Genomic DNA, 19,577 nt, shown 5'->3' with positions numbered 1-19,577 from the left:
TAATGTCAGATAATAAGAATGAATTTGTACGTCAGGTAGCTGAACAAAAATACGAGTTTGGTTTCACTACCGACGTACATACTGAAATAATCGAGAAAGGGCTGAACGAGGATATCGTTCGGCTCATCTCTGCTAAGAAAGGGGAGCCCGAGTGGATGCTTGAGTTCCGCCTGAAGGCGTTCCGCTACTGGAAAGAGCAGCAGGAACCTAAGTGGGGCCATGTGCATGTGCCAGAGATTGACTATCAGGCCATTAGCTACTATGCCGACCCACTGGCTAAGAAGCCCGAAGGCGATGGTAAGATCGACCCAGAGCTGGAGAAAACCTTTGATAAGTTAGGTATCCCCCTTGAAGAGCGCCTGGCCCTGAGTGGTAACACAGCCGTTGATGCTATCATGGATAGCGTATCGGTAAAGACCACCTTTAAGGAGAAGCTGCGCGAAAAGGGTGTTATCTTCTGCTCGATTGGCGAGGCCATCAAGGAGCACGGCGACCTGGTGCGTCAGTACCTGGGAACAGTAGTGCCTTACAAAGATAATTTCTTTGCAGCACTCAACTCGGCTGTGTTCAGCGATGGTTCGTTTGTTTATATCCCCAAGGGTGTAAGATGCCCTATGGAGCTGAGCTCTTACTTCCGCATCAATGCCCGTAACACAGGTCAGTTTGAGCGTACACTGATTATTGCCGACGACGATGCCTACGTATCGTATCTGGAGGGATGTACAGCCCCTATGCGCGACGAGAACCAGTTGCATGCCGCCATCGTTGAGATTATCGTGATGAACCGTGCCGAGGTGAAATACTCTACCGTTCAGAACTGGTATCCTGGCGACGAGAACGGTAAGGGCGGTGTGCTGAACCTGGTAACCAAGCGTGGCGATCTGCGTGGCATTGACTCGAAGTTGTCGTGGACGCAGGTTGAAACGGGTAGTGCCATCACCTGGAAGTACCCATCGTGCATTCTGCGCGGCGATAACTCGCAGGCCGAATTCTACTCGGTAGCTGTTACCAACAACTACCAGGAGGCCGATACAGGTACCAAGATGATACACATTGGTAAGAACACCAAGAGTACCATCATCTCGAAGGGTATCTCGGCTGGTCACTCGCAGAACTCGTATCGCGGACTGGTGCGTGCAGCATCAACTGCCGACAATGCCCGTAACTACTCAAGCTGCGACTCGCTGCTGTTAGGTTCGGATTGTGGCGCACATACCTTCCCCTATATGGATGTGCACAACGATACAGCCGTGTTTGAGCACGAGGCTACCACCTCGAAGATTTCGGAAGACCAGCTCTTCTATTGCAACCAGCGCGGTATCCCCACCGAGCAGGCCGTTGGACTGATTGTGAACGGTTATGCCAAGGAGGTGCTACAGAAGTTGCCTATGGAGTTTGCCGTTGAGGCACAGAAACTATTATCAGTATCATTAGAAGGAACTGTTGGATAAATAAAAACGATATGCTTCAGAAATTATTTGGATTTGATGCCTCCACAATGACTTTGCGCAAGGAGGTTATTGGTGGTATTACCACCTTCTTAACAATGGCTTACATCTTAGCCGTAAACCCAAGCATCCTCTCGGCAACCGGTATGGATGCAGGGGCAGTGTTTACCACCACATGTATCGCAGCTGTTGTAGGTACGTTGGTTATGGCCATCTATGCCAAATTGCCATTTGCCTTGGCACCTGGTATGGGTCTGAATGCATTCTTTGCGTTCACCGTAGTGCTTACCATGGGCTACACCTGGCAGTTTGCACTTACGGCTGTGTTGATCGAGGGATTGATTTTCATCCTGCTCACGGTTACAGGCCTGCGCAAACATATTGTTAACGCTATACCACTGGTATTGCGCCGAGCCATCAGTCCAGGTATCGGATTGTTTATCGCTTTTGTAGGTCTGAAGGGCGCTGGTATCGTAGCCTCATCAGAATCTACATTCATCACCTTAGGAAACCTGCACGATCCTGCTGTGCTGCTGGCTATCTTCGGCATTCTGCTTACTGCCGCCCTGCTGGTACGCAAGGTAACAGGCTCGCTGCTGATTGGTATTCTGATAACCACCATCGTAGGTATCCCTCTGGGTGTTACCAACTACACAGGTGTGATGTCGGTTCCACCATCAATCAGCCCCATCTTCTGGCAGTTTGAGTGGCACAACATCCTGACCGTAGATATGGTGGTAGTGGTACTCACCTTCCTGTTTATCGATATGTTCGACACCATCGGTACCCTGATTGGTGTATCAAACCGTGCCGGCATGGTTGATGATAACGGTAACGTGAAGAACCTGAACCAGGCCTTTATGGCTGATGCCATCGGTACCACCGTTGGTGCTATGCTGGGTACTTCAACAGTAACTACTTATGTTGAGAGTGCTTCGGGTGTAAACGTAGGCGGCCGCTCTGGTCTTACCAGCTTTACTACCGCCATCTGCTTTGCAGTAGCATTGCTCTTTGCGCCCCTATTCCTGGCCATCCCAGCACAGGCCACAGCCGCCGCACTGATTCTGGTTGGTGTGATGATGATGCACGACATCCGCAAGGTTGACTTCAGCGATTATGTTACAGCCATCCCTTGCTTTGTATGTATCGTGATGATGCCACTTACTTACAGTATCTCTGATGGTATCCTGATGGGTGTTATCTCGTATGTACTCATCCATCTGCTGTCGGGCACACTCAAAGATAAGGACGAGCGTAACAACATTAACTGGGCCACTATCCTGCTGGCCGCACTGTTTATCATGCGCTACGCATTCCTTTAATTGTAAAATAGTAAAATAACAAAATATATTAATGTTAGAGGTTAAGAACTTACACGCCAAGATTGGCGATAAAGAGATATTAAAAGGCATCGACCTCGTGATTAACGATGGCGAGACACATGCCATCATGGGCCCTAACGGTTCAGGAAAATCTACCCTGAGCGCCGTACTGGTGGGTAACCCACTTTACGAGGTGACCGAGGGCGAGGCTTTCTTCAACGGTAAGAACCTGCTGGAGATGAAGCCTGAGGACCGTGCCCACGAGGGTTTGTTCCTCTCGTTCCAGTATCCCGTTGAGATTCCAGGTGTATCGATGACCAACTTTATGAAGGCTGCCATCAACGAGAAGCGCAAGTATCAGGGACTGGAGCCCATGAACGCTGCCGAATTCCTGAAGCTGCAGCGCGAGAAACGTAAGATTGTTGAGCTCGACTCGAAGCTGGCTAACCGCTCGGTTAACGAGGGTTTCAGCGGTGGTGAGAAGAAGCGCAACGAGATTTTCCAGATGGCTATGCTGGAGCCCAAACTGAGTATCCTCGACGAGACCGACTCTGGTCTTGACGTAGATGCTATGCGTATTGTAGCCGAGGGTGTTAACAAACTGCAGACACCTGAGACTTCGTGCATCGTCATCACCCACTACGACCGTCTGCTCGAAATGATTAAGCCCCAGTTTGTACACGTGCTGTACAAGGGTAGAATCGTGAAGACTGGCGGCCCAGAGCTGGCTGTACAGATTCAGGAGCACGGCTACGATTGGATTAAGGAAGAAATAGGCGAGGAATAATGAATAGCGAACAACAATATATTGACCTCTATCAGCAGGCACGCGAGATGATTATCAAGCATGCCCCAGAGTCGATGAACGTGGTGCGCGATCAGGCCTTTGAGGACTTCCGCAAACAGGGCTTCCCAACAAAGAAGGTAGAGCGATACAAGTACACCGATATGCAGAAGCTGTTTGAGCCCGACTACGGTGTGAACCTGAATCGCCTGCAGATACCTGTGGATCCCTACGAGGCTTTCCATTGCGACGTGCCCAACCTGAGCACAAGCCTGTACTTTGTGGTTAACGATATGTTCTACCACGACGACAAGCAGAAGGGTCACTTACCTGAAGGCGTTGTGATCGGCTCTATGCGCGATTACCCTGAGCTGGTGAGCAAGTACTACACCAAGCTAGCTAAGACTGGTGAGGATGCCGTTACAGCACTCAACACCATGCTGGCACAGGACGGACTGCTGGTTTACGTGCCCAAGAACGTGAAGGTGGATCGCGCCATTCAGGTGATTAACATCCTGAAGGCCACCCCACAGAACGCGCAGCATGTAGTGACCGACCTGATGGTGAACCGTCGCGTGCTGATTGTACTCGAAGAGAGTGCCGAAATTAAAATGCTGTTCTGCGATCATGCTGCCGACGACCGTAACTTCCTGGCCACACAGGTTATCGAGGCTTACGTAGGCGAGAATGCATCGTTAGACCTCTATTGCATGGAGGAGACGCATCATAAGAATGTACGCGTAAGCAACGTGTATATCGACCAGCAGACCAACAGTCGTGTAAACCACAACGTCATCACCCTGCACAACGGTATTACCCGTAACAAGCTTGACCTGACCTTCAGTGGCGAGGGTGCCGAGTGCCAATGCTACGGATGTGTGATTGCCGACAAGCAGCAGCACGTAGATAACAACACACTGATAGTTCACAAGGTGCCTCACTGCAACTCGCAGGAGCTGTACAAATATGTACTCGACGAGAAGGCTACAGGTGCTTTTGCCGGTCGTGTGCTGGTTGAGCATGGTGCTCAGAAAACCACCTCGCAGATGACTAATCAGAACCTCACTGCCACCAAGGAGGCACGCATGTACACCCAGCCCATGCTGGAGATCTATGCCGACGACGTGAAGTGTGCCCACGGTTCGACCGTTGGACAGCTGAACGATGCCGCCCTGTTCTACATGCGCCAGCGAGGCATTTCATTGCAGGAGGCTAAGGTACTGCTGCAGAATGCCTTTATCAACGAGGTTATCGACCACATGCAGTTAGAGCCACTGCGCGATCGCCTGCACTACCTGGTAGAGAAGCGATTCCGTGGCGAGCTGAACAAATGCTCAGGCTGCAAACTCTGCAAGTAAAGGGTATTAATGTTTAATCTTTCATGTTTAATGTATAATCTAAATAAGGTACGCGAAGATTTCCCTATCCTGGGTCGCGAGGTATATAAAAAGCCGCTGGTTTATCTGGACAACGCGGCTACCACACAGAAGCCACTGATGGTGCTCGACGCTATGCGCGACGAATATCTCAACGTAAATGCCAACGTGCATCGTGGTGTACACTACCTGTCGCAGCAGGCTACCGACCTGCACGAGGCGGCTCGCGAGGCAGTTCGTGGATTCATCAACGCCCGCAAGATAGAGGAGATTATTTTTACGCGTGGTACTACCGAGGCCATTAACCTGGTGGCCAGCTCGTTCTGCGAAAGTCAGATGCAGGCCGGCGACGAGGTGATTGTAACCGAGATGGAGCACCACTCTAACATCGTATCATGGCAGTTACAGGCCATGAAGCGTGGCATTGTGGTAAAGCACATCCCCATTACCGACGATGGTATCTTGTGTATCGACCAGCTAGAACAACTCATCACTCCCAAGACCAAGATCGTGAGCGTGGCCCACGTAAGCAACGTGCTGGGCACCGTTAATCCTGTTGAACAGATAATCAAGATAGCCCACGCCCACAACATCCCCGTGCTGGTAGATGGTGCCCAGAGTGCGCCCCACTTCAAGGTAGATGTTCAGGCGATGGATTGCGACTTCTTTGCTTTCAGCGGACATAAGATGTACGGACCAACCGGCATCGGTGTGCTGTATGGAAAGGAAGAGTGGCTGGAGAAGTTGCCTCCCTATCAGGGTGGCGGCGAGATGATTGACAAGGTGACTTGGGAGAAGACCACTTTTGAGCGCCTGCCATTCAAGTTCGAGGCTGGCACACCCGACTATGTGGCTACCCACGGACTGGCTAAGGCCATCGAATATATCGAAGCCATCGGTTTTGATGCCATCCAGCAGCACGAGCAGGAACTCACCCGTTACTGCATGGAGCAGCTGATGACCATCGACGGCATGAAGATCTACGGTCCGATGGATGCATCGAAGAAGGATGCTGTGGTATCGTTCAACGTTGGCGATATCCACCACCTGGATATGGGTACCCTACTCGACCGTCTGGGTATTGCTGTGCGTACTGGTCACCATTGTGCACAGCCACTGATGGATCGTTTGGGCATCTCAGGCACCGTTCGCGCCTCGTTCGCACTCTACAACACCAAGGAAGAGATCGACGCTCTCGTGGCTGGTATCCGTCGTGTATCGCAAATGTTTTAAGCTATGCTACTCAACAAATATTACGAAGGTAAGATAGAGGCAGGTTGCGACGAGGCTGGGCGTGGCTGTCTGGCAGGTAGTGTGTATGCTGCAGCTGTCATACTGCCAGAAGGTTATCAGAACGAGTTGCTCAACGACTCCAAACAACTGTCGGAGAAGAAGCGCTATCAGCTGCGAGAGATGATTGAGCGCGATGCCGTGGCCTGGGCAGTAGGTATCGTTACACCAGAGGAGATAGATAAAATCAACATTCTGAATGCCTCGATCTTAGCTATGCATCGTGCCTTAGACCAACTGAAAGTGCGCCCTGAGGCAGTGATTGTGGATGGTAATAAGTTCAAGCCATATAAGGATCCTGCCGATGGCAAGCAGCTGCCTCATACCACCATCGTAAAGGGCGATGGCAAGTACTTAGCTATTGCCGCTGCATCTATCCTGGCCAAGACCTATCGTGACGACTATATGAACCAGTTGGCCGAGGAATACCCTCAGTACGACTGGCGCTCGAACAAGGGCTACCCCACCAAGAAGCATCGCGAGGCCATCAAGCAGCACGGCATTACGCCCTATCATCGCAAAAGCTACAACCTGCTGGGCGATGGACAGCTGAGCATCGACTTTGGTGAGTTCTAACGCTCACCACCAAGTACAGAACATATCAACTATAAAAATACTACAATGAGAAAACTGTTTATGGCTTTGCTGGCCGCCATTTCTATCAGTGCCAGCGCACAGATTCAGGAGCCCGAGGCTCCACAGTTAGAGTTTGCTTTGCAGCTGAAGGTGACCCTTGGCGAAGCTTATGGTATCGACAACACGCAGCACGGACGCCGCACCGTTATCCCCATCACAGGTGGTACCTTTGAGGGTAAGGGTCTGAAGGGAACCATTGTGAACGGTGGTGCCGACTACCAGCTGAATGCCGAAGGACGTACAGAGCTGGAGGCTATCTACTGTATCAAGACCGATGATGGTATCTACATCCACGTTCGTAACCGTGGTATCATTGCCAACGGCAAGGATGCCGATGGCAAGCCCAGCTTCTATTTCCGCGCAGCACCCCAATTCGAGGCGCCTGCCGACAGCAAATACGGCTGGCTGAACAATTCGCTGTTTGTTTGCGCACCTTCGTTCTCAAGCGATTTCAAGGGCATTGTGCTCAACGTGTGGCGCATTAAATAGGGTTAGCCTAAGAAGAACAGGCTAACACCTACCACCGAGATAACCGCACCCACTACGGCGCGCCAGGTTATCTTCTGCTTAAACAACCAATACGACGGCAGCAATATAATAATAGGTGTCATCGCCATCAGTGTGCTGGCGATGCCTGCTGCTGTGTATTGTACAGCCATCAGCGAAAAGCCTACACCTACAAACGGACCGAACACGGTGGTAGCTGTAGCAACAGCCAATCCCTTACGATCGTGCATAGCTTCGCGTAGAGGCTCTAAACCCTTGCGGAAGTACAATAACAGCGAGAAGCCTATGATACCCGCTACACAGCGATAGAAATTAGCGCTGAAGGGCACCAGCCATTCGGGTGTGCCTGTGAGCGAAGCCTCGTAGTGGTCCATACCAATCTTGCTCAGCACCAAACCAATACCCTGGCACATAGCTGCACCAATGGCAAACAGCACACCGTTAAGAGGAAGTTTCAGTCCTAACTTGTGGTGCTCGCCACGACCTAATACCGAGATGCTGATACCACCCAGTGTAATCAGCATGGCCAGAATGCTCATAGCATTCATCTGCTGCCCCAGGGTTATCCATGCCATCAGGGCGGCTGAGAGCGGTGCTAAGGTCATAAACAACTGTCCGTAGCGCGAACCAATGATGATATAGCACTGAAACAGGCAGAAATCGCCTATCACGTAACCAACCACACCCGATAGCAGCATCCAACCAGCAGCCTCGACTGAAGCGCCTGGAGGCATCATGCTACCTGTTACAACAAAAAACAGCACAAATGAAAACACTAAGGCCAACCCCATACGCAGCACATTCAGCGTAAGGTTACCCAGTCGTTTACTACCAAATTCACTCAAAAGCGCCGTAGCTGTCCATGAAAAGGCTACGCCAATCGATATCAATTCACCTATATAAGTCATTGCTTAGTATAAATACGTTAAAACTTCAGGTTGCAAAATTATACAAAAAATCGTTAATTCTACGCTTCTGGATGCAAGATTTGCCGTTTGTTCAAGTTATTTAAGAAAAAACTCATACTTTTGTATCCACTTTAAACAAAATCGAACAATGAAAGTAAGATTCAATCGCTGGTACAACACCATCCTCACAGCCCTGCTGTCGCTGTTGGGCTATGGTTGCTCATCAGAGAATTCGATGGAGATGTACGGTTCGCCTATACTCATGTATGGCGTTCCCTCGGCCGAGTATAAGATATCGGGCACTGTTACCGACGAGGGCAGCAAGTCCGTAGAAGGCATCAAGACATCAGTGAAACAAGTAACAAACTATGAGGGCAAGCCCATAACGTTTGCCATCGACTCTGTACTGACTGATGCCAACGGCCACTACGATATGACATCAACCCACTTCCCCCAAAGTCCGGAAATCAAGTTGATTGTTGAGGATGTGGATGGCGATACCAATGGTGCCTACCAGAACGATACCATCGACATTAACTACAACAACGCCCAGAAGGTAAAAGATGGCGAAGGCACTTGGAACAACGGCACTTTTACGATTAAACAGGATATTAAACTGAAGAAGAAATAATGAAGCCAACTCCCCTTACCCTTCGCAAAAAGTTAGCTTTAGAACTCTGGCGACAGAAGGAAGAAATGGTACGCAAGGAACATCCCCTGAAACAACTGTTCTGGGAGTGTACGCTGCGTTGCGACCTGAAGTGCCGCCACTGTGGCAGCGACTGCAAGATGAAGTCGGAAAGCAAGGATATGCCCAAGGACGACTTTTTGCGTGTACTCGATAGCATCGCCCAGAAAACCGATCCACATCAGGTGTTTGTCATCATATCGGGTGGCGAACCGCTGATGCGTCAAGATATTGAGGAGTGCGGCCGTGCGATATACGACAAGGGATTCCCCTGGGGAATGGTTACCAATGCGCTGCATCTTACACCCCAGCGCTGGCAGAATCTGCAACGTGCCGGTATCCATTCGATGGCCATCAGTCTGGATGGCTTAGAGGATAACCACAACTGGATGCGCGGCAACACACACAGCTTTCAGATGGTGAGCAATGCCATCGATATGCTGGTAGCCACCAAAGGGTTTGTGTTCGATATCGTGACCTGCGTAAACCGGCGTAACTATACGCAGCTGAACGACATTAAGGATTTCCTGATTTCAAAAGGTGTACAGCGCTGGCGATTGTTTACTGTTTTTCCAGTAGGTCGTGCGGCTCTCGATCCTGATATGCACCTAACCAACGAGCAGTTTCGCGGGGTGTTTGATTTTATTCGTGAAACAAGAAAAGAAGGACGCATCCGTGCCGATTATGGTTGCGAGGGATTTCTAGGCAACTACGAAGGCGAGGCCCGCAGCAGGTTCTTTAGCTGTCAGGCCGGCATTACGGTAGGCTCAGTGATGGCCGATGGCTCGATAGCTGCTTGTGCCAGCATACGTGCCGACTATCATCAGGGCAACATCTACGAGGATGACTTTATGGAGGTTTGGGAGAACCGCTATGCCCCCTATCGCAATCGCGAATGGATGCGCAATGGCGAGTGTAAAAGCTGTAAATACTTCCGCTATTGCCAGGGCAACGGCATGCACCTACGCGATGCTAACGGCGAACTTCTGCTGTGCCATCTGAAGCGCTTACAGCAGGCTGCTGAGTAACTCCTATAGAATCGCTCGCAGCATTTCTGAAAGCTACACTTAGACTATCTGCCATCTCCTCACGATAGTCGCAAGGTTTTGTACCATAACAAGCAGTAAACACAAATGCCACAGAACTGAAACCCAGCAGCGTCAGCATCTTGTTAATGGCCTTAAGTTTAAACATCTTTATATTCATAGTTTCTGTTTTAGTACAACATCAACGCTCCCTGCAGCTAATAATCTCTGACGGGCTTCGTCGTAACTGATACCGAGTTCGTCGGCAATCATGCGGGTACCTCGGTCTATCAATTTCTCGTTAGTAAGCTGCATCTTTACCATACGATTACCCTCTACACGCCCCATGCGAATCATCAAGGCAGTAGAAATCATATTCAGAACCATCTTCTGGGCAGTACCGCTCTTCATACGGCTGGAACCAGTTACAAACTCTGGGCCGACAATCGTCTCTATGGCATACTCAGCGGCAGCAGCCAAAGGCGTATGAGGATTGCTGGTAATACAACCTGTAAGCAAACCCTGCTTACGAGCTCCCTCGATGGCACCAATCACGTAAGGTGTGGTACCAGAGGCTGCAATACCTATCACCGTATCATCGGCGGTAGGCTGATAGCGCATCAGGTCGTTCCAACCCTGCTCCTTATCGTCCTCGGCACGCTCTACAGCGCGTCGTAAGGCCTCGTCGCCACCAGCAATCAAGCCTATCACCCAATCGGGCTGTACACCAAAAGTTGGTGGCAGCTCGCTGGCATCAAGCACGCCTAAACGACCGCTGGTGCCCGCACCCACATAGAACAGTCGGCCACCGCGTTTCATTCTTGGTTCGATGGCCAGCACCAGTGTCTCTATCTGCGGCAGCACGCGCCCCACAGCCTCGGCCACCAACCTATCCTCCTGGTTGATGCTCCTCAGCACCTCGCTTACCTCCATCTGCTCCAGATGGTCGTAATGCGAAGCCTGCTCTGTGATCTTATCTTCAATCCTCATGTGCGTATTATTTTTTCTGGTACACACGTACATAATCAATCTCGTAACGCATAGGGAAGGCAGCGTTATCGATGGTACCACCATTATCGCCACCTAAGGCCAGGTTCAGAAGGATATACTGCGGACGGTTAAAGGGATTGGTATATTGCCCAATCTTACCGTTCTGCGTGGTGCTGAGAGGTATCTCGTTCAGCAGCTCATCATCCAGATAAAGTCGGATAGCCGTTTCGTCCCAGTCCATACGCCATATATGAAAATGCTGGGCCCATGCAGGGTCTTTCTCTGTAAAATGGGTAAACGGTGTTTTCTTGCTATTCCACACAGCCTTGTAGGGCTGGTCGTTACCCCAACAGGCATTGGCTAAGATATGAGGCACTCCATTGATACGGTAATACTCCATCAAATCAATCTCGCCACACGAGGGCCAAGGCATGTCGTTGCCTAACGTCCAGATGGCAGGCCAGGCACCACCAGCGGTTGGGATGCGGGCGCAAACCTCCAGTCGTCCGTACAGGAAACTGTACTTACCTTTGGTATTTAAACTGGCCGAGGTATAGGGAATACCCTCACGACCAGTTTCCTGGCGAGCCTCAATCACCAGCATACCATTGTGCAGGTAGGCATTATCTGCCTGATACCACTGAGCTTCGTGGTTACGCACAAATCCCTGCTCATAGCCCCAGATGGTGCTATCAGGGCGCCCGTTACCATCAAACTCATCGGCAAAAACCAGCTGAAACTCCTGTGCCACAAGGGGCACAGCAAGCATACCAAGCAGCAACGACAGTAAAACCTTTCTCATACCATTAAATAAAGTCTTTGAAAGCCTCGTCGTACTCAGGACTATTGGCCAGGCGACCGTTTACCAGGCATACAAGCTCGATATCGCCTTTCCACGACAGCTTCTCATCGCTGGCACGATAGATGGCCTGATGGAACACGTATTTGATGCCCGCCTTGGTGAGCGAGAGACGTGAGATAAACTCATCGTCGCAACGAAGTGGCGTTTTATACTGCAGGTTCATACGAGCCACAACGGCATCGATACCCTGCTCGTGCAACGCAGCAAAGCTAACGCCCAGACTGCGAAGAAACAGGTGACGGGTGTGCTCAGCATAGTGCAGATAGTTGGCATTGTTTACGATGCCCTCGATATCGCACTCGTAATCGCGCACCTCCATGCGGGTTTCGAAAATATAGTTCATAATAGCTTCAATATTTCGTTGAAATGGGTAATCTTTGTCAGTCGTGGATGCTCGATATCCTCAGAGTGCTCCAACTGCCAGGTAACATGGAAGGGGATATGAATGGCCCAGGCACCGATATTAAGTGCTGGAGCGATGTCGCTCTTCAGCGAGTTACCCACCATGAGGAACTGCGAGGGCTGAACCTCCAGACGCTCACAGAGCTGCGAGAACTCTGTTTCGGTTTTATTACTAGTGATTTCTACATGTGAGAAATACTTATCCAGATGGCTGCGATACAGTTTATTCTCCTGATCCTGCAACTCGCCTTTGGTAAACACCACAAGACGATAGGGATAGGCCTGCAAACGCTGCAATGTTTCCTCTACCTCAGGCAACGGTGTGGCAGGCAGATGCAACAGCTGCTTGCTGTGCGCCAGCAACTCAGCCAGTTGGGTATGTGATAAATGTGCGCCACCAACACGGAGCGCTGTTTCTATAATCGAAATAGTGAAAGCCTTGCAGCCATAGCCCAAATCGACCATATTTCCCGATTCGGTAACAAACAACTCGTGGGCAGGGTCGTCGCAATAAGGCGCAATCAGGTCGTAGAGATGTTTCTCTACTTCCTCGAAATGACTCTGACAATCCCACAAGGTATCATCGGCGTCGAAAGCTATCACACGGAGATTTCTAACGTCTATCTTCATTTCTTACAATGTGGACAAGTTCCTTTAATAATATAATTAGATGTATGGGCCTCAAAACCCTCGGGCAGTTCTACCTTAGGCATCATAACGCCATCCAGACAGTAGGTCTGCTGGCACTGCTCACAGTAGAAGTGGGGATGCACATCATCATCGTGATCGTCGTGATGACTATGGCAGAGCTCAAAACGCTGACCATCCACAGCACCATCAATCACATGTACCAAATGGTGCTCACGGAAAAGCTGCAGCGTACGGAAAATGCCCGATTTATCGATTGTATCGATTCTATTCTGCAGCTCAGCCATGGATTGCGGTAGCATAGAAGCTTCGAGCGCCTTTACCACCGTAATACGGTTGGCAGTGGGCTTGATGTCATGCTCTAAAAGCAGTTGTTCGTAATTCTTAGTGTCCATAAGCTATACTTGTATGATAAAAATATCGATTTCATCGTTCACTCCAATCACCACGATCCAGATTGCGATAGCCGATGGCCTCGGCAATATGGTGACTCTGAACACGCTCTGTACCTTCGATATCGGCAATGGTACGTGCCACCTTCAGTATACGGTTGTAGGCGCGTGCACTAAGGTGCAGTTTCTCCATAGCCATGCGAAGCATGTTCAGACTGGCCTCATCGGGCTCACAGAACTGGTGAATCATACGCTCCGACATCTGCGCATTACAATATACACCCTTGAACGCCTTAAATCGCTCTTCCTGACGCTTACGGGCGGCAATCACACGGGCACGGATCACCTCGCTGGGCTCGCCCTGCTGCATCTGCGACAGCTGGTTGAAGGGAACTACCGGCACTTCGATATGCAAATCCATTCTGTCGAGAAGCGGACCGGAAATGCGGTTCATATAACGTTGTATCTGTCCTGGCGTACATACACAATGGTGCGTTGGGTCGCCATAATAGCCACAAGGGCAGGGATTCATCGAGGCCACAAACATAAACGAGCAGGGGTACTCGATGGTATATTTAGCACGACTAATGGTAATCTTTCTATCCTCCAAAGGCTGGCGCAGCACCTCGAGCGTAGCACGCGAGAATTCAGGTAGCTCATCACAAAAGAGCACCCCGTTATGGGCCAGACTCACCTCACCAGGCTGCGCTTTCTGCGTACCCCCCGTCATGGCCACCTGCGAAATAGTGTGGTGCGGACTGCGGAAAGGGCGCTGCGAAATCAACGAGGTTCCACTGGGCAGGATGCCTGCTACAGAGTGTATCTGAGTAGTTTCCAAACTCTCGGCCAGCGACAATGGGGGCAGGATACTTGGCAAACGTTTAGCCATCATCGACTTACCGCTTCCTGGGGGACCAATCAGTATCACATTGTGTCCACCAGCAGCAGCCACCTCCAAAGCACGCTTTACGCTTTCCTGACCACGCACATCGGCAAAGTCGAGATCAAAGGCGTACTGGTGGTCGTAAAACTCCTTACGTGTATCAATAATGGTAGGTTCGCAATTCTCGGCACCATTCAAAAAGGCAATCACATCAGCGATATTCTCCATGCCGTACACCTCAAGCTGGTTTACCACAGCCGCTTCGCGCACATTCTCCTTGGGAACTATCAAGCCCTTAAACTTCTCTTTGCGTGCACGGATGGCTACCGACAGCACTCCGCTTACGGGTTTCAGTTTGCCATCCAGGCCCAACTCGCCTACCATCATATAATCCTTCAGTGCATCTTCTGCTACCTTGCTGTAGGCAGCCAATATACCAATAGCCAATGGCAAATCGTAGCCACTACCCTCTTTACGGATATCGGCAGGACTCATATTAATTGTCAAATCGGCTGTTGGGGCTTTATAACCAATATTCTCGATAGCTGCGCGAATACGGTCGTAACTCTCTTTTACTGCGGTGTCGGCCAAGCCAGACAAGTGGAACGAAGTGCCTCTTGCCAGATTAACCTCGATGGTTATGGTGGTTGCTTCGAGTGCGGTAACGGCTGCACTATAGGTTTTAACAAGCATTGCTATTCGATTAATTCCTTGATTTTATCGTTAAGTTTTTGATAATCCAACGTACGGCCTACTATCTTTCCTTGACCGTCTATCACAATGTTGTCAGGCAGATAAGTCATACCCAACTGTTGCAGGATTGGCGATTCCCACATGCGCCCATCGCAAACGGTGCTCCATCTAACGGAGTCGCGATTCACAATTTGCTGACAATCCTTTACACTGCCATCCACGCTGATGCTCACTACCTTCAGCTTGCCTGGGTTTTCGCGCTGTAGGCGTGCCAACAGTCCCTGAATGCTCATACTCTCGTAGTTCCACGAGGCCCAGAGACTGATTACATTTACCTTGGCATTCAAGTCGGCCGACGATACTGTCTCGCCTTTCAATCCTTTGGCCGAGAACGAAGGCAGATGTGCGCCCTGCTTCACGGCGCGTAAGGCACCTAACTTCTTCAAGAGGGCAGCCACCTCCTTATTATCGGGCTGGGCCTTCATAATCATATTACCCAACTTCTGAATATTATCATAGTCGGGGTTAGGTACCATTACAAAAAATTTGGTAAGCAGATAGGTGCAGATAGGCGACTCAGGACGCTCGTAAATGTACTGCGTGGCCGTGCCTTTTACACCTGGTGGCATCATCGCACTGGTTTTCAGGCGGAATGCCGTCATTTCTTTGTTGATATTGGTGCCCTTAACTTCGGTTTCCTTCAGGTGCACAGCGTCGCCTTCCATAGTGATGGTAACGCCAGGCTCAGCAAACACAGGAATCTCAGAGAAGTTAGGGAACACCACGATGAGTGTAGTAGGTTCGGTGATGTCGGCCTTGTAGGTAAACTCACCCCTACTCACTCCGATGGTATCCAGTTTTTGGGCGCCATTAAGCCCATAGACGTAGAGTTCTCCTTGATTGAAGCCCTTAAAACTGCCCTCTATCTTAAACTTCTTCTGGCCATCGCCACAAGAACACAGTAAGAATGCTGCAAGAAGAGCAAGGAGACACGTCTGTTTCATTATTTATTTCTCAATATTCTTCAGTTCGATATCGTTAGCTGCATACTTGGCAAAAGCAGGATCCTTCTTGATAGCCTCCTTCAGTGCCTCGGCAGCATCGGCATTGTTACCCATACGGGCACTCATCAGCGCCTTCAGATACTCTGACACAGCATCAGGGTTCTTGATGTACTTCAGTGTAACAGCAGCCGATACGTAATCGTGGTTCAGGATCTGAGCCAGTACAGCGCTGTTTGAGTAAACCTCAGAGAAGTTCTCCTCAGCCTGAGCGTAGTTGCCCTTAGCCAGGTTCAGGTTACCCATAATCTCAGCCAGTCCGTTAGCATCAGTAGCAGCAGCGATATAACGCTCAGCAGTAGCTACGTCGCCATCCTTCAGAGCCAGAAGTCCAAGGTTTGCATTAGCCTCAGGAACGTTTGTTGCCTTCTGCAGATACTGCTTGGCAGCCTCGTAGTTACCCTGCTGGTACTCGATGGTAGCCAGGTTGTTGTAAGCACGATAGTCGTTAGGATAAACCTTAGCGGCAGTCATGTAAACCTGTTTCTTCTCATCGGCATTAGTCTTCAGAGTAGCACCATACAGAATCTCCTCGATGCTCAGCTTGGTAGCATCGTCCTGGAGCTGCTCAAGAATTTGCTCGTCGCTACGTCCGATAGTCTCGTAGTTGATAGTGAGACGGGCACGACGCAGTTCTGGCAGAACGCCATCAGCCAACTCGCGGAAAGCAGTTGAGATATTCTTGATCTGCTGCTCACGCTCCTGTGGATCCTTATACATAGAGAGCACGCGCAGGATAACCTCCTTATCCTGAATGTTGCTAGCCTTTACCAACTCCTGGAATCCCTCCCAGTCCTGAGCGGTGTACTTAGCATCAACAGGAGCATCGAGCTTAATCTTCTTGAGCTCCTGGTTTACGTACTTCTCAGAAACCTTCTGACGCTCGCCAGCCAGCTTATCGTTAATGCTGAAACCACCATCAGGTGAAGCATAGGCCGATACCTCGATGTTGTCGAGATTCAGTTTCTCGCGATCGTTGTTAATCTGCTTGAGCATACGAACAAACTCCTTAACCGAGTTATTCTTGAGCTCGCTCTTGCGCAACTTAGCCTGCTGGATGAGGAACTTAATGTTAGCATCCAACTTTTTCTTGGTGATACGCTGATAAGCATCGGGAGCCACAGCAGCCTGAGTGGTCAGGATAGTCTGCTTGTAGAGCTCAGAGGTAGCGATAACGCCATCGGCCACCTTAACGGCAGGAACCTCCATCTTCTTGTTACCAATGCGGGCATCGAATGTAAGGAACATCTCAGCCTTGTTGTCGCCAGCGTAAGCAAAGCTGGTCTTCATGGTGTAGTTACCACCCATCTTGTAGTTGATGGTCTGGTCGTTACCACGCACGCTCTCGCCCTGGAAAGTGGCGGTGGTACCCTTCTCAACCACACCATTTGAATAGCGCAGTTCGGGCACGACTGTAACTACAGCCTTCTTTTTCATATACTTCTCGGGGAAATGGCCGTTGATAGTTGCAGGAACGGCACCTTTTTGAGTCTCGAGTGGATTTGGTGTTACGGTGAAGTTATCTGCTGATAATTCGCCAAGTTTTGAACACGATGTAAACATCATCAGCGTAGCTGCTGACAGTAATAGAATTTCTTTTTTTTGCATAAAATAAAGTCTCAGTATTGTTGTGTGCCGCGAGCGGGACTCGAACCCGCACAGCCGTTTAATGGCCAAGGGATTTTAAGTCCCTCGTGTCTACCATTTCACCATCGCGGCGCCTTTTTTGCGGTGCAAAGGTAAGTTTAATTATTGGAATCACCAAACTTTTTATCTTTTTTTAATTCCAAACCCTCAGAATACCGCCATCTAAGCTCACTTTATACCTGTAAAGTGCTATTCCAGCGTTACCTTCGGCCAATACACCGTTGTTCACATTGTATGTTCGGTTGCATTTGCTACAATGCAGATACAGACCACTATTCTGCCATGTCAGCGGATAATTTCGTCCACCCAGTTCCTTCAAACAGTTGGCACACTGCCCCTCGTAAGCCACCAGTATATTATCATAGCTGCTCACCCCCACAATAATGCAGTTGTTGGCGCCTAACGCATAAGTCTGTCGCGATTCGCGCTCAGTATTCAGACGAATATCTTCGGTGGCGCCATCAAAATTACGTGTCGTCTTCAGGTGGCGCACGCCTTGCTGCACACTCGTCTCAATCTTCATAAACTGCCCAGGGGTTGAGAGCATAGCCGTTAGCTGGCAAGGCAGGGGATGCAACGTAGGATCGAACACAAACCTACACTCGTACTCGCGATAGATATTCTCATCGCCCACACAAGCCATCAGCAAGGTGCAGAGTAAGAGTGTCAGACTGCGTTTCATGCCAACAGTTTCTTTTCGGCCTCGGTCATACGCTCAAAGTTAAAGCCCTTCAGCGTCTGCTCCATCAAAGCCTGAATCTGGTCGTTGCACAGATTGCCGATGCTACCCTCGTGGGTGTGGTGGATATCATGACTGGCCTTAAACTGGCCTGCCTCGATATCAAGACCAACCTTTTTATAGGCATCGCGGAATGGCATGCCATTAGCAGCCAAGCGGTTCACCTCCTCAACCGAGAACATCGGATCGTACATGGGGTTATCAAGAATATGCTCGTTAACCTCAATCTTATTAATAATGTATGCGCACATCTGCAGACAGTCCTTCAGTTCGCCAAAGGCAGGCAGGAACACCTCCTTGATAATCTGCAGATCGCGGAAGTAACCTACAGGCAGGTTGTTCATCATCAGCATAATCTGCTGGGGCAGCGACTGCAGCTTGTTCGACTTGGCACGAATCAGCTCAAACACATCAGGATTCTTCTTGTGCGGCATGATGCTCGAACCTGTGGTACACTCCTTGGGCAACTTAACGAACGAGAAGTTCTGCGAGTTGAACAAGCAGGCATCGAACGCCATCTTTGCGATAGTTCCTGCAATAGTAGCGATGGCAAAACCTACGTTACGCTCCATCTTTCCGCGTCCCATCTGGGCATATACCACATTATAATCCATCGAGTCGAAGCCCAACAGATTGGTGGTCATCGTACGGTTCAAGGGGAACGAACTGCCATAGCCAGCAGCACTACCCAAGGGATTGCGGTTGGTCATCTTATAGGCAGCCTGCAGGAACAGCATATCATCGGCCAAACTCTCGGCATAAGCACCAAACCACAAGCCAAAGCTTGATGGCATGGCAATCTGCAGATGGGTATAGCCAGGCATCAGCACATCCTTGTACTGATTACTCTTTTGGATGAGCTCATCGAAAAGACTTTTCACCTCGTCGGCAATCTCCATCAACTCATGACGTGTAAACAACTTCAGATCTACCAACACCTGATCGTTACGCGAGCGACCTGAGTGAATCTTCTTACCCATATCGCCCAACTTACGTGTCAGCAGCATCTCAACCTGCGAGTGTACATCCTCCACATCGTCTTCAATCACAAACTCACCACGCTCAGCCAGGTGGTAGATGTTCTTCAGCTCGGCCAGCAGCTGGGTCAGTTCGTCCTTCTCCAGCAGTCCGATGCTTTCCAACATGGTGATGTGGGCCATAGAGCCCAGCACGTCGTACTTAGCCAGATAGAGGTCCATCTCGCGGTCGCGACCAACGGTAAAGCGCTCTATCTCCTTGTTGACTTCAAAATTCTTTTCCCAGAGTTTCATCTCTT

General features: G+C 50.0%; 21 protein-coding genes and 1 tRNA gene. 9 read left to right on the top strand and 13 right to left on the bottom strand.

Annotated elements, in window-relative coordinates; translation table 11 throughout:
- The first annotated feature begins 2 nt into the window (after nucleotides 1-2).
- From sufB to T499_RS0108830, 7 genes are read left to right on the top strand one after another with little or no spacing between them, the layout of a single operon-like run.
- Nucleotides 3-1,451 (top strand): Fe-S cluster assembly protein SufB, encoded by a 1,449-nt coding sequence (gene sufB, locus T499_RS0108860; protein ID WP_033150692.1) that lies wholly within the window; start codon nucleotides 3-5, stop codon nucleotides 1,449-1,451.
- Nucleotides 1,452-1,462: 11 nt separating this feature from the next.
- Nucleotides 1,463-2,770: an NCS2 family permease gene (locus T499_RS0108855; RefSeq protein ID WP_033150691.1), complete on the top strand. Its 1,308-nt coding sequence runs from the start codon at nucleotides 1,463-1,465 to the stop codon at nucleotides 2,768-2,770.
- 31 nt (nucleotides 2,771-2,801) lie between these two features.
- Nucleotides 2,802-3,557, top strand: coding sequence for a Fe-S cluster assembly ATPase SufC (gene sufC, locus T499_RS0108850; protein ID WP_013064590.1), 756 nt, complete (start codon nucleotides 2,802-2,804; stop codon nucleotides 3,555-3,557).
- Nucleotides 3,557-4,912 (top strand): Fe-S cluster assembly protein SufD, encoded by a 1,356-nt coding sequence (gene sufD, locus T499_RS0108845; RefSeq protein WP_033150690.1) that lies wholly within the window; start codon nucleotides 3,557-3,559, stop codon nucleotides 4,910-4,912. The genes sufC and sufD overlap by 1 nt, the downstream gene beginning before the upstream one ends.
- A 30-nt stretch (nucleotides 4,913-4,942) precedes the next feature.
- Nucleotides 4,943-6,163 carry an aminotransferase class V-fold PLP-dependent enzyme gene (locus T499_RS0108840; RefSeq protein ID WP_033150689.1) on the top strand — a complete coding sequence of 407 codons (1,221 nt, stop codon included), beginning with the start codon at nucleotides 4,943-4,945 and terminating at the stop codon, nucleotides 6,161-6,163.
- Nucleotides 6,164-6,166: 3 nt separating this feature from the next.
- Entirely contained in the window at nucleotides 6,167-6,796 is a 630-nt protein-coding gene (locus T499_RS0108835; RefSeq protein ID WP_033150688.1) for a ribonuclease HII, read from the top strand.
- A gap of 45 nt (nucleotides 6,797-6,841) precedes the next feature.
- Nucleotides 6,842-7,345, top strand: coding sequence for a DUF3237 domain-containing protein (locus tag T499_RS0108830; RefSeq protein ID WP_028906559.1), 504 nt, complete (start codon nucleotides 6,842-6,844; stop codon nucleotides 7,343-7,345).
- Nucleotides 7,346-7,347: 2 nt separating this feature from the next.
- Here the strand turns inward: T499_RS0108830 and T499_RS0108825 are convergent, their stop codons facing one another.
- Complete coding sequence (locus tag T499_RS0108825; protein ID WP_033150687.1) at nucleotides 7,348-8,271, bottom strand: DMT family transporter; 924 nt, start codon at nucleotides 8,269-8,271, stop codon at nucleotides 7,348-7,350.
- Nucleotides 8,272-8,419: 148 nt separating this feature from the next.
- On the opposite strand from T499_RS0108825, the gene T499_RS0108820 reads away from it, so the two are divergent.
- Nucleotides 8,420-8,902, top strand: coding sequence for a radical SAM-associated putative lipoprotein (locus T499_RS0108820; RefSeq protein WP_033150686.1), 483 nt, complete (start codon nucleotides 8,420-8,422; stop codon nucleotides 8,900-8,902).
- Nucleotides 8,902-9,987, top strand: coding sequence for a TIGR04133 family radical SAM/SPASM protein (locus T499_RS0108815; protein ID WP_033150685.1), 1,086 nt, complete (start codon nucleotides 8,902-8,904; stop codon nucleotides 9,985-9,987). The genes T499_RS0108820 and T499_RS0108815 overlap by 1 nt, the downstream gene beginning before the upstream one ends.
- Here T499_RS0108815 and T499_RS14680 read toward each other — a convergent pair.
- From T499_RS14680 to argH, 12 genes are all read right to left on the bottom strand, one after another.
- Nucleotides 9,932-10,153: a hypothetical protein gene (locus tag T499_RS14680; protein WP_157054573.1), complete on the bottom strand. Its 222-nt coding sequence runs from the start codon at nucleotides 10,151-10,153 to the stop codon at nucleotides 9,932-9,934. The genes T499_RS0108815 and T499_RS14680 overlap by 56 nt on opposite strands.
- Nucleotides 10,154-10,161: 8 nt before the next feature.
- Nucleotides 10,162-10,974, bottom strand: a complete 813-nt coding sequence (murQ, locus tag T499_RS0108810; protein ID WP_033150684.1) for an N-acetylmuramic acid 6-phosphate etherase — start codon at nucleotides 10,972-10,974, stop codon at nucleotides 10,162-10,164.
- Nucleotides 10,975-10,981: 7 nt separating this feature from the next.
- Nucleotides 10,982-11,776 carry a glycoside hydrolase family 16 protein gene (locus T499_RS0108805; RefSeq protein WP_033150683.1) on the bottom strand — a complete coding sequence of 265 codons (795 nt, stop codon included), beginning with the start codon at nucleotides 11,774-11,776 and terminating at the stop codon, nucleotides 10,982-10,984.
- A gap of 4 nt (nucleotides 11,777-11,780) precedes the next feature.
- Nucleotides 11,781-12,179 (bottom strand): acyl-CoA thioesterase, encoded by a 399-nt coding sequence (locus tag T499_RS0108800; RefSeq protein WP_033150682.1) that lies wholly within the window; start codon nucleotides 12,177-12,179, stop codon nucleotides 11,781-11,783.
- Nucleotides 12,176-12,868, bottom strand: a complete 693-nt coding sequence (locus T499_RS0108795) for an HAD family hydrolase (protein ID WP_033150681.1) — start codon at nucleotides 12,866-12,868, stop codon at nucleotides 12,176-12,178. Before T499_RS0108795 ends, T499_RS0108800 begins: the two co-directional genes overlap by 4 nt.
- Nucleotides 12,865-13,281: a Fur family transcriptional regulator gene (locus tag T499_RS0108790; protein WP_033150680.1), complete on the bottom strand. Its 417-nt coding sequence runs from the start codon at nucleotides 13,279-13,281 to the stop codon at nucleotides 12,865-12,867. The genes T499_RS0108795 and T499_RS0108790 overlap by 4 nt, the downstream gene beginning before the upstream one ends.
- Nucleotides 13,282-13,312: 31 nt before the next feature.
- Entirely contained in the window at nucleotides 13,313-14,854 is a 1,542-nt protein-coding gene (locus T499_RS0108785; protein ID WP_033150679.1) for a YifB family Mg chelatase-like AAA ATPase, read from the bottom strand.
- Nucleotides 14,855-14,856: 2 nt separating this feature from the next.
- A complete protein-coding gene (locus T499_RS0108780) occupies nucleotides 14,857-15,858 on the bottom strand; it encodes a TlpA disulfide reductase family protein (RefSeq protein WP_033150678.1) in 1,002 nt (333 codons plus the stop codon).
- A 3-nt stretch (nucleotides 15,859-15,861) separates the two neighbouring features.
- A complete protein-coding gene (locus T499_RS0108775) occupies nucleotides 15,862-17,523 on the bottom strand; it encodes a tetratricopeptide repeat protein (protein ID WP_033150677.1) in 1,662 nt (553 codons plus the stop codon).
- A 25-nt stretch (nucleotides 17,524-17,548) separates the two neighbouring features.
- A tRNA-Leu gene (locus tag T499_RS0108770) sits at nucleotides 17,549-17,634 on the bottom strand.
- Nucleotides 17,635-17,695: 61 nt separating this feature from the next.
- Nucleotides 17,696-18,244, bottom strand: a complete 549-nt coding sequence (locus T499_RS14215) for a hypothetical protein (protein WP_052173578.1) — start codon at nucleotides 18,242-18,244, stop codon at nucleotides 17,696-17,698.
- Nucleotides 18,241-19,572 (bottom strand): argininosuccinate lyase, encoded by a 1,332-nt coding sequence (gene argH, locus T499_RS0108760; protein ID WP_013065001.1) that lies wholly within the window; start codon nucleotides 19,570-19,572, stop codon nucleotides 18,241-18,243. The genes T499_RS14215 and argH overlap by 4 nt, the downstream gene beginning before the upstream one ends.
- Between the last annotated feature and the right edge of the window lie 5 nt (nucleotides 19,573-19,577).

This window comes from Prevotella sp. RM4, from assembly GCF_000701965.1.
GTDB classification, from domain to species: domain Bacteria; phylum Bacteroidota; class Bacteroidia; order Bacteroidales; family Bacteroidaceae; genus Prevotella; species Prevotella ruminicola.
This window is presented reverse-complemented; position numbering and strand designations above follow the sequence as displayed.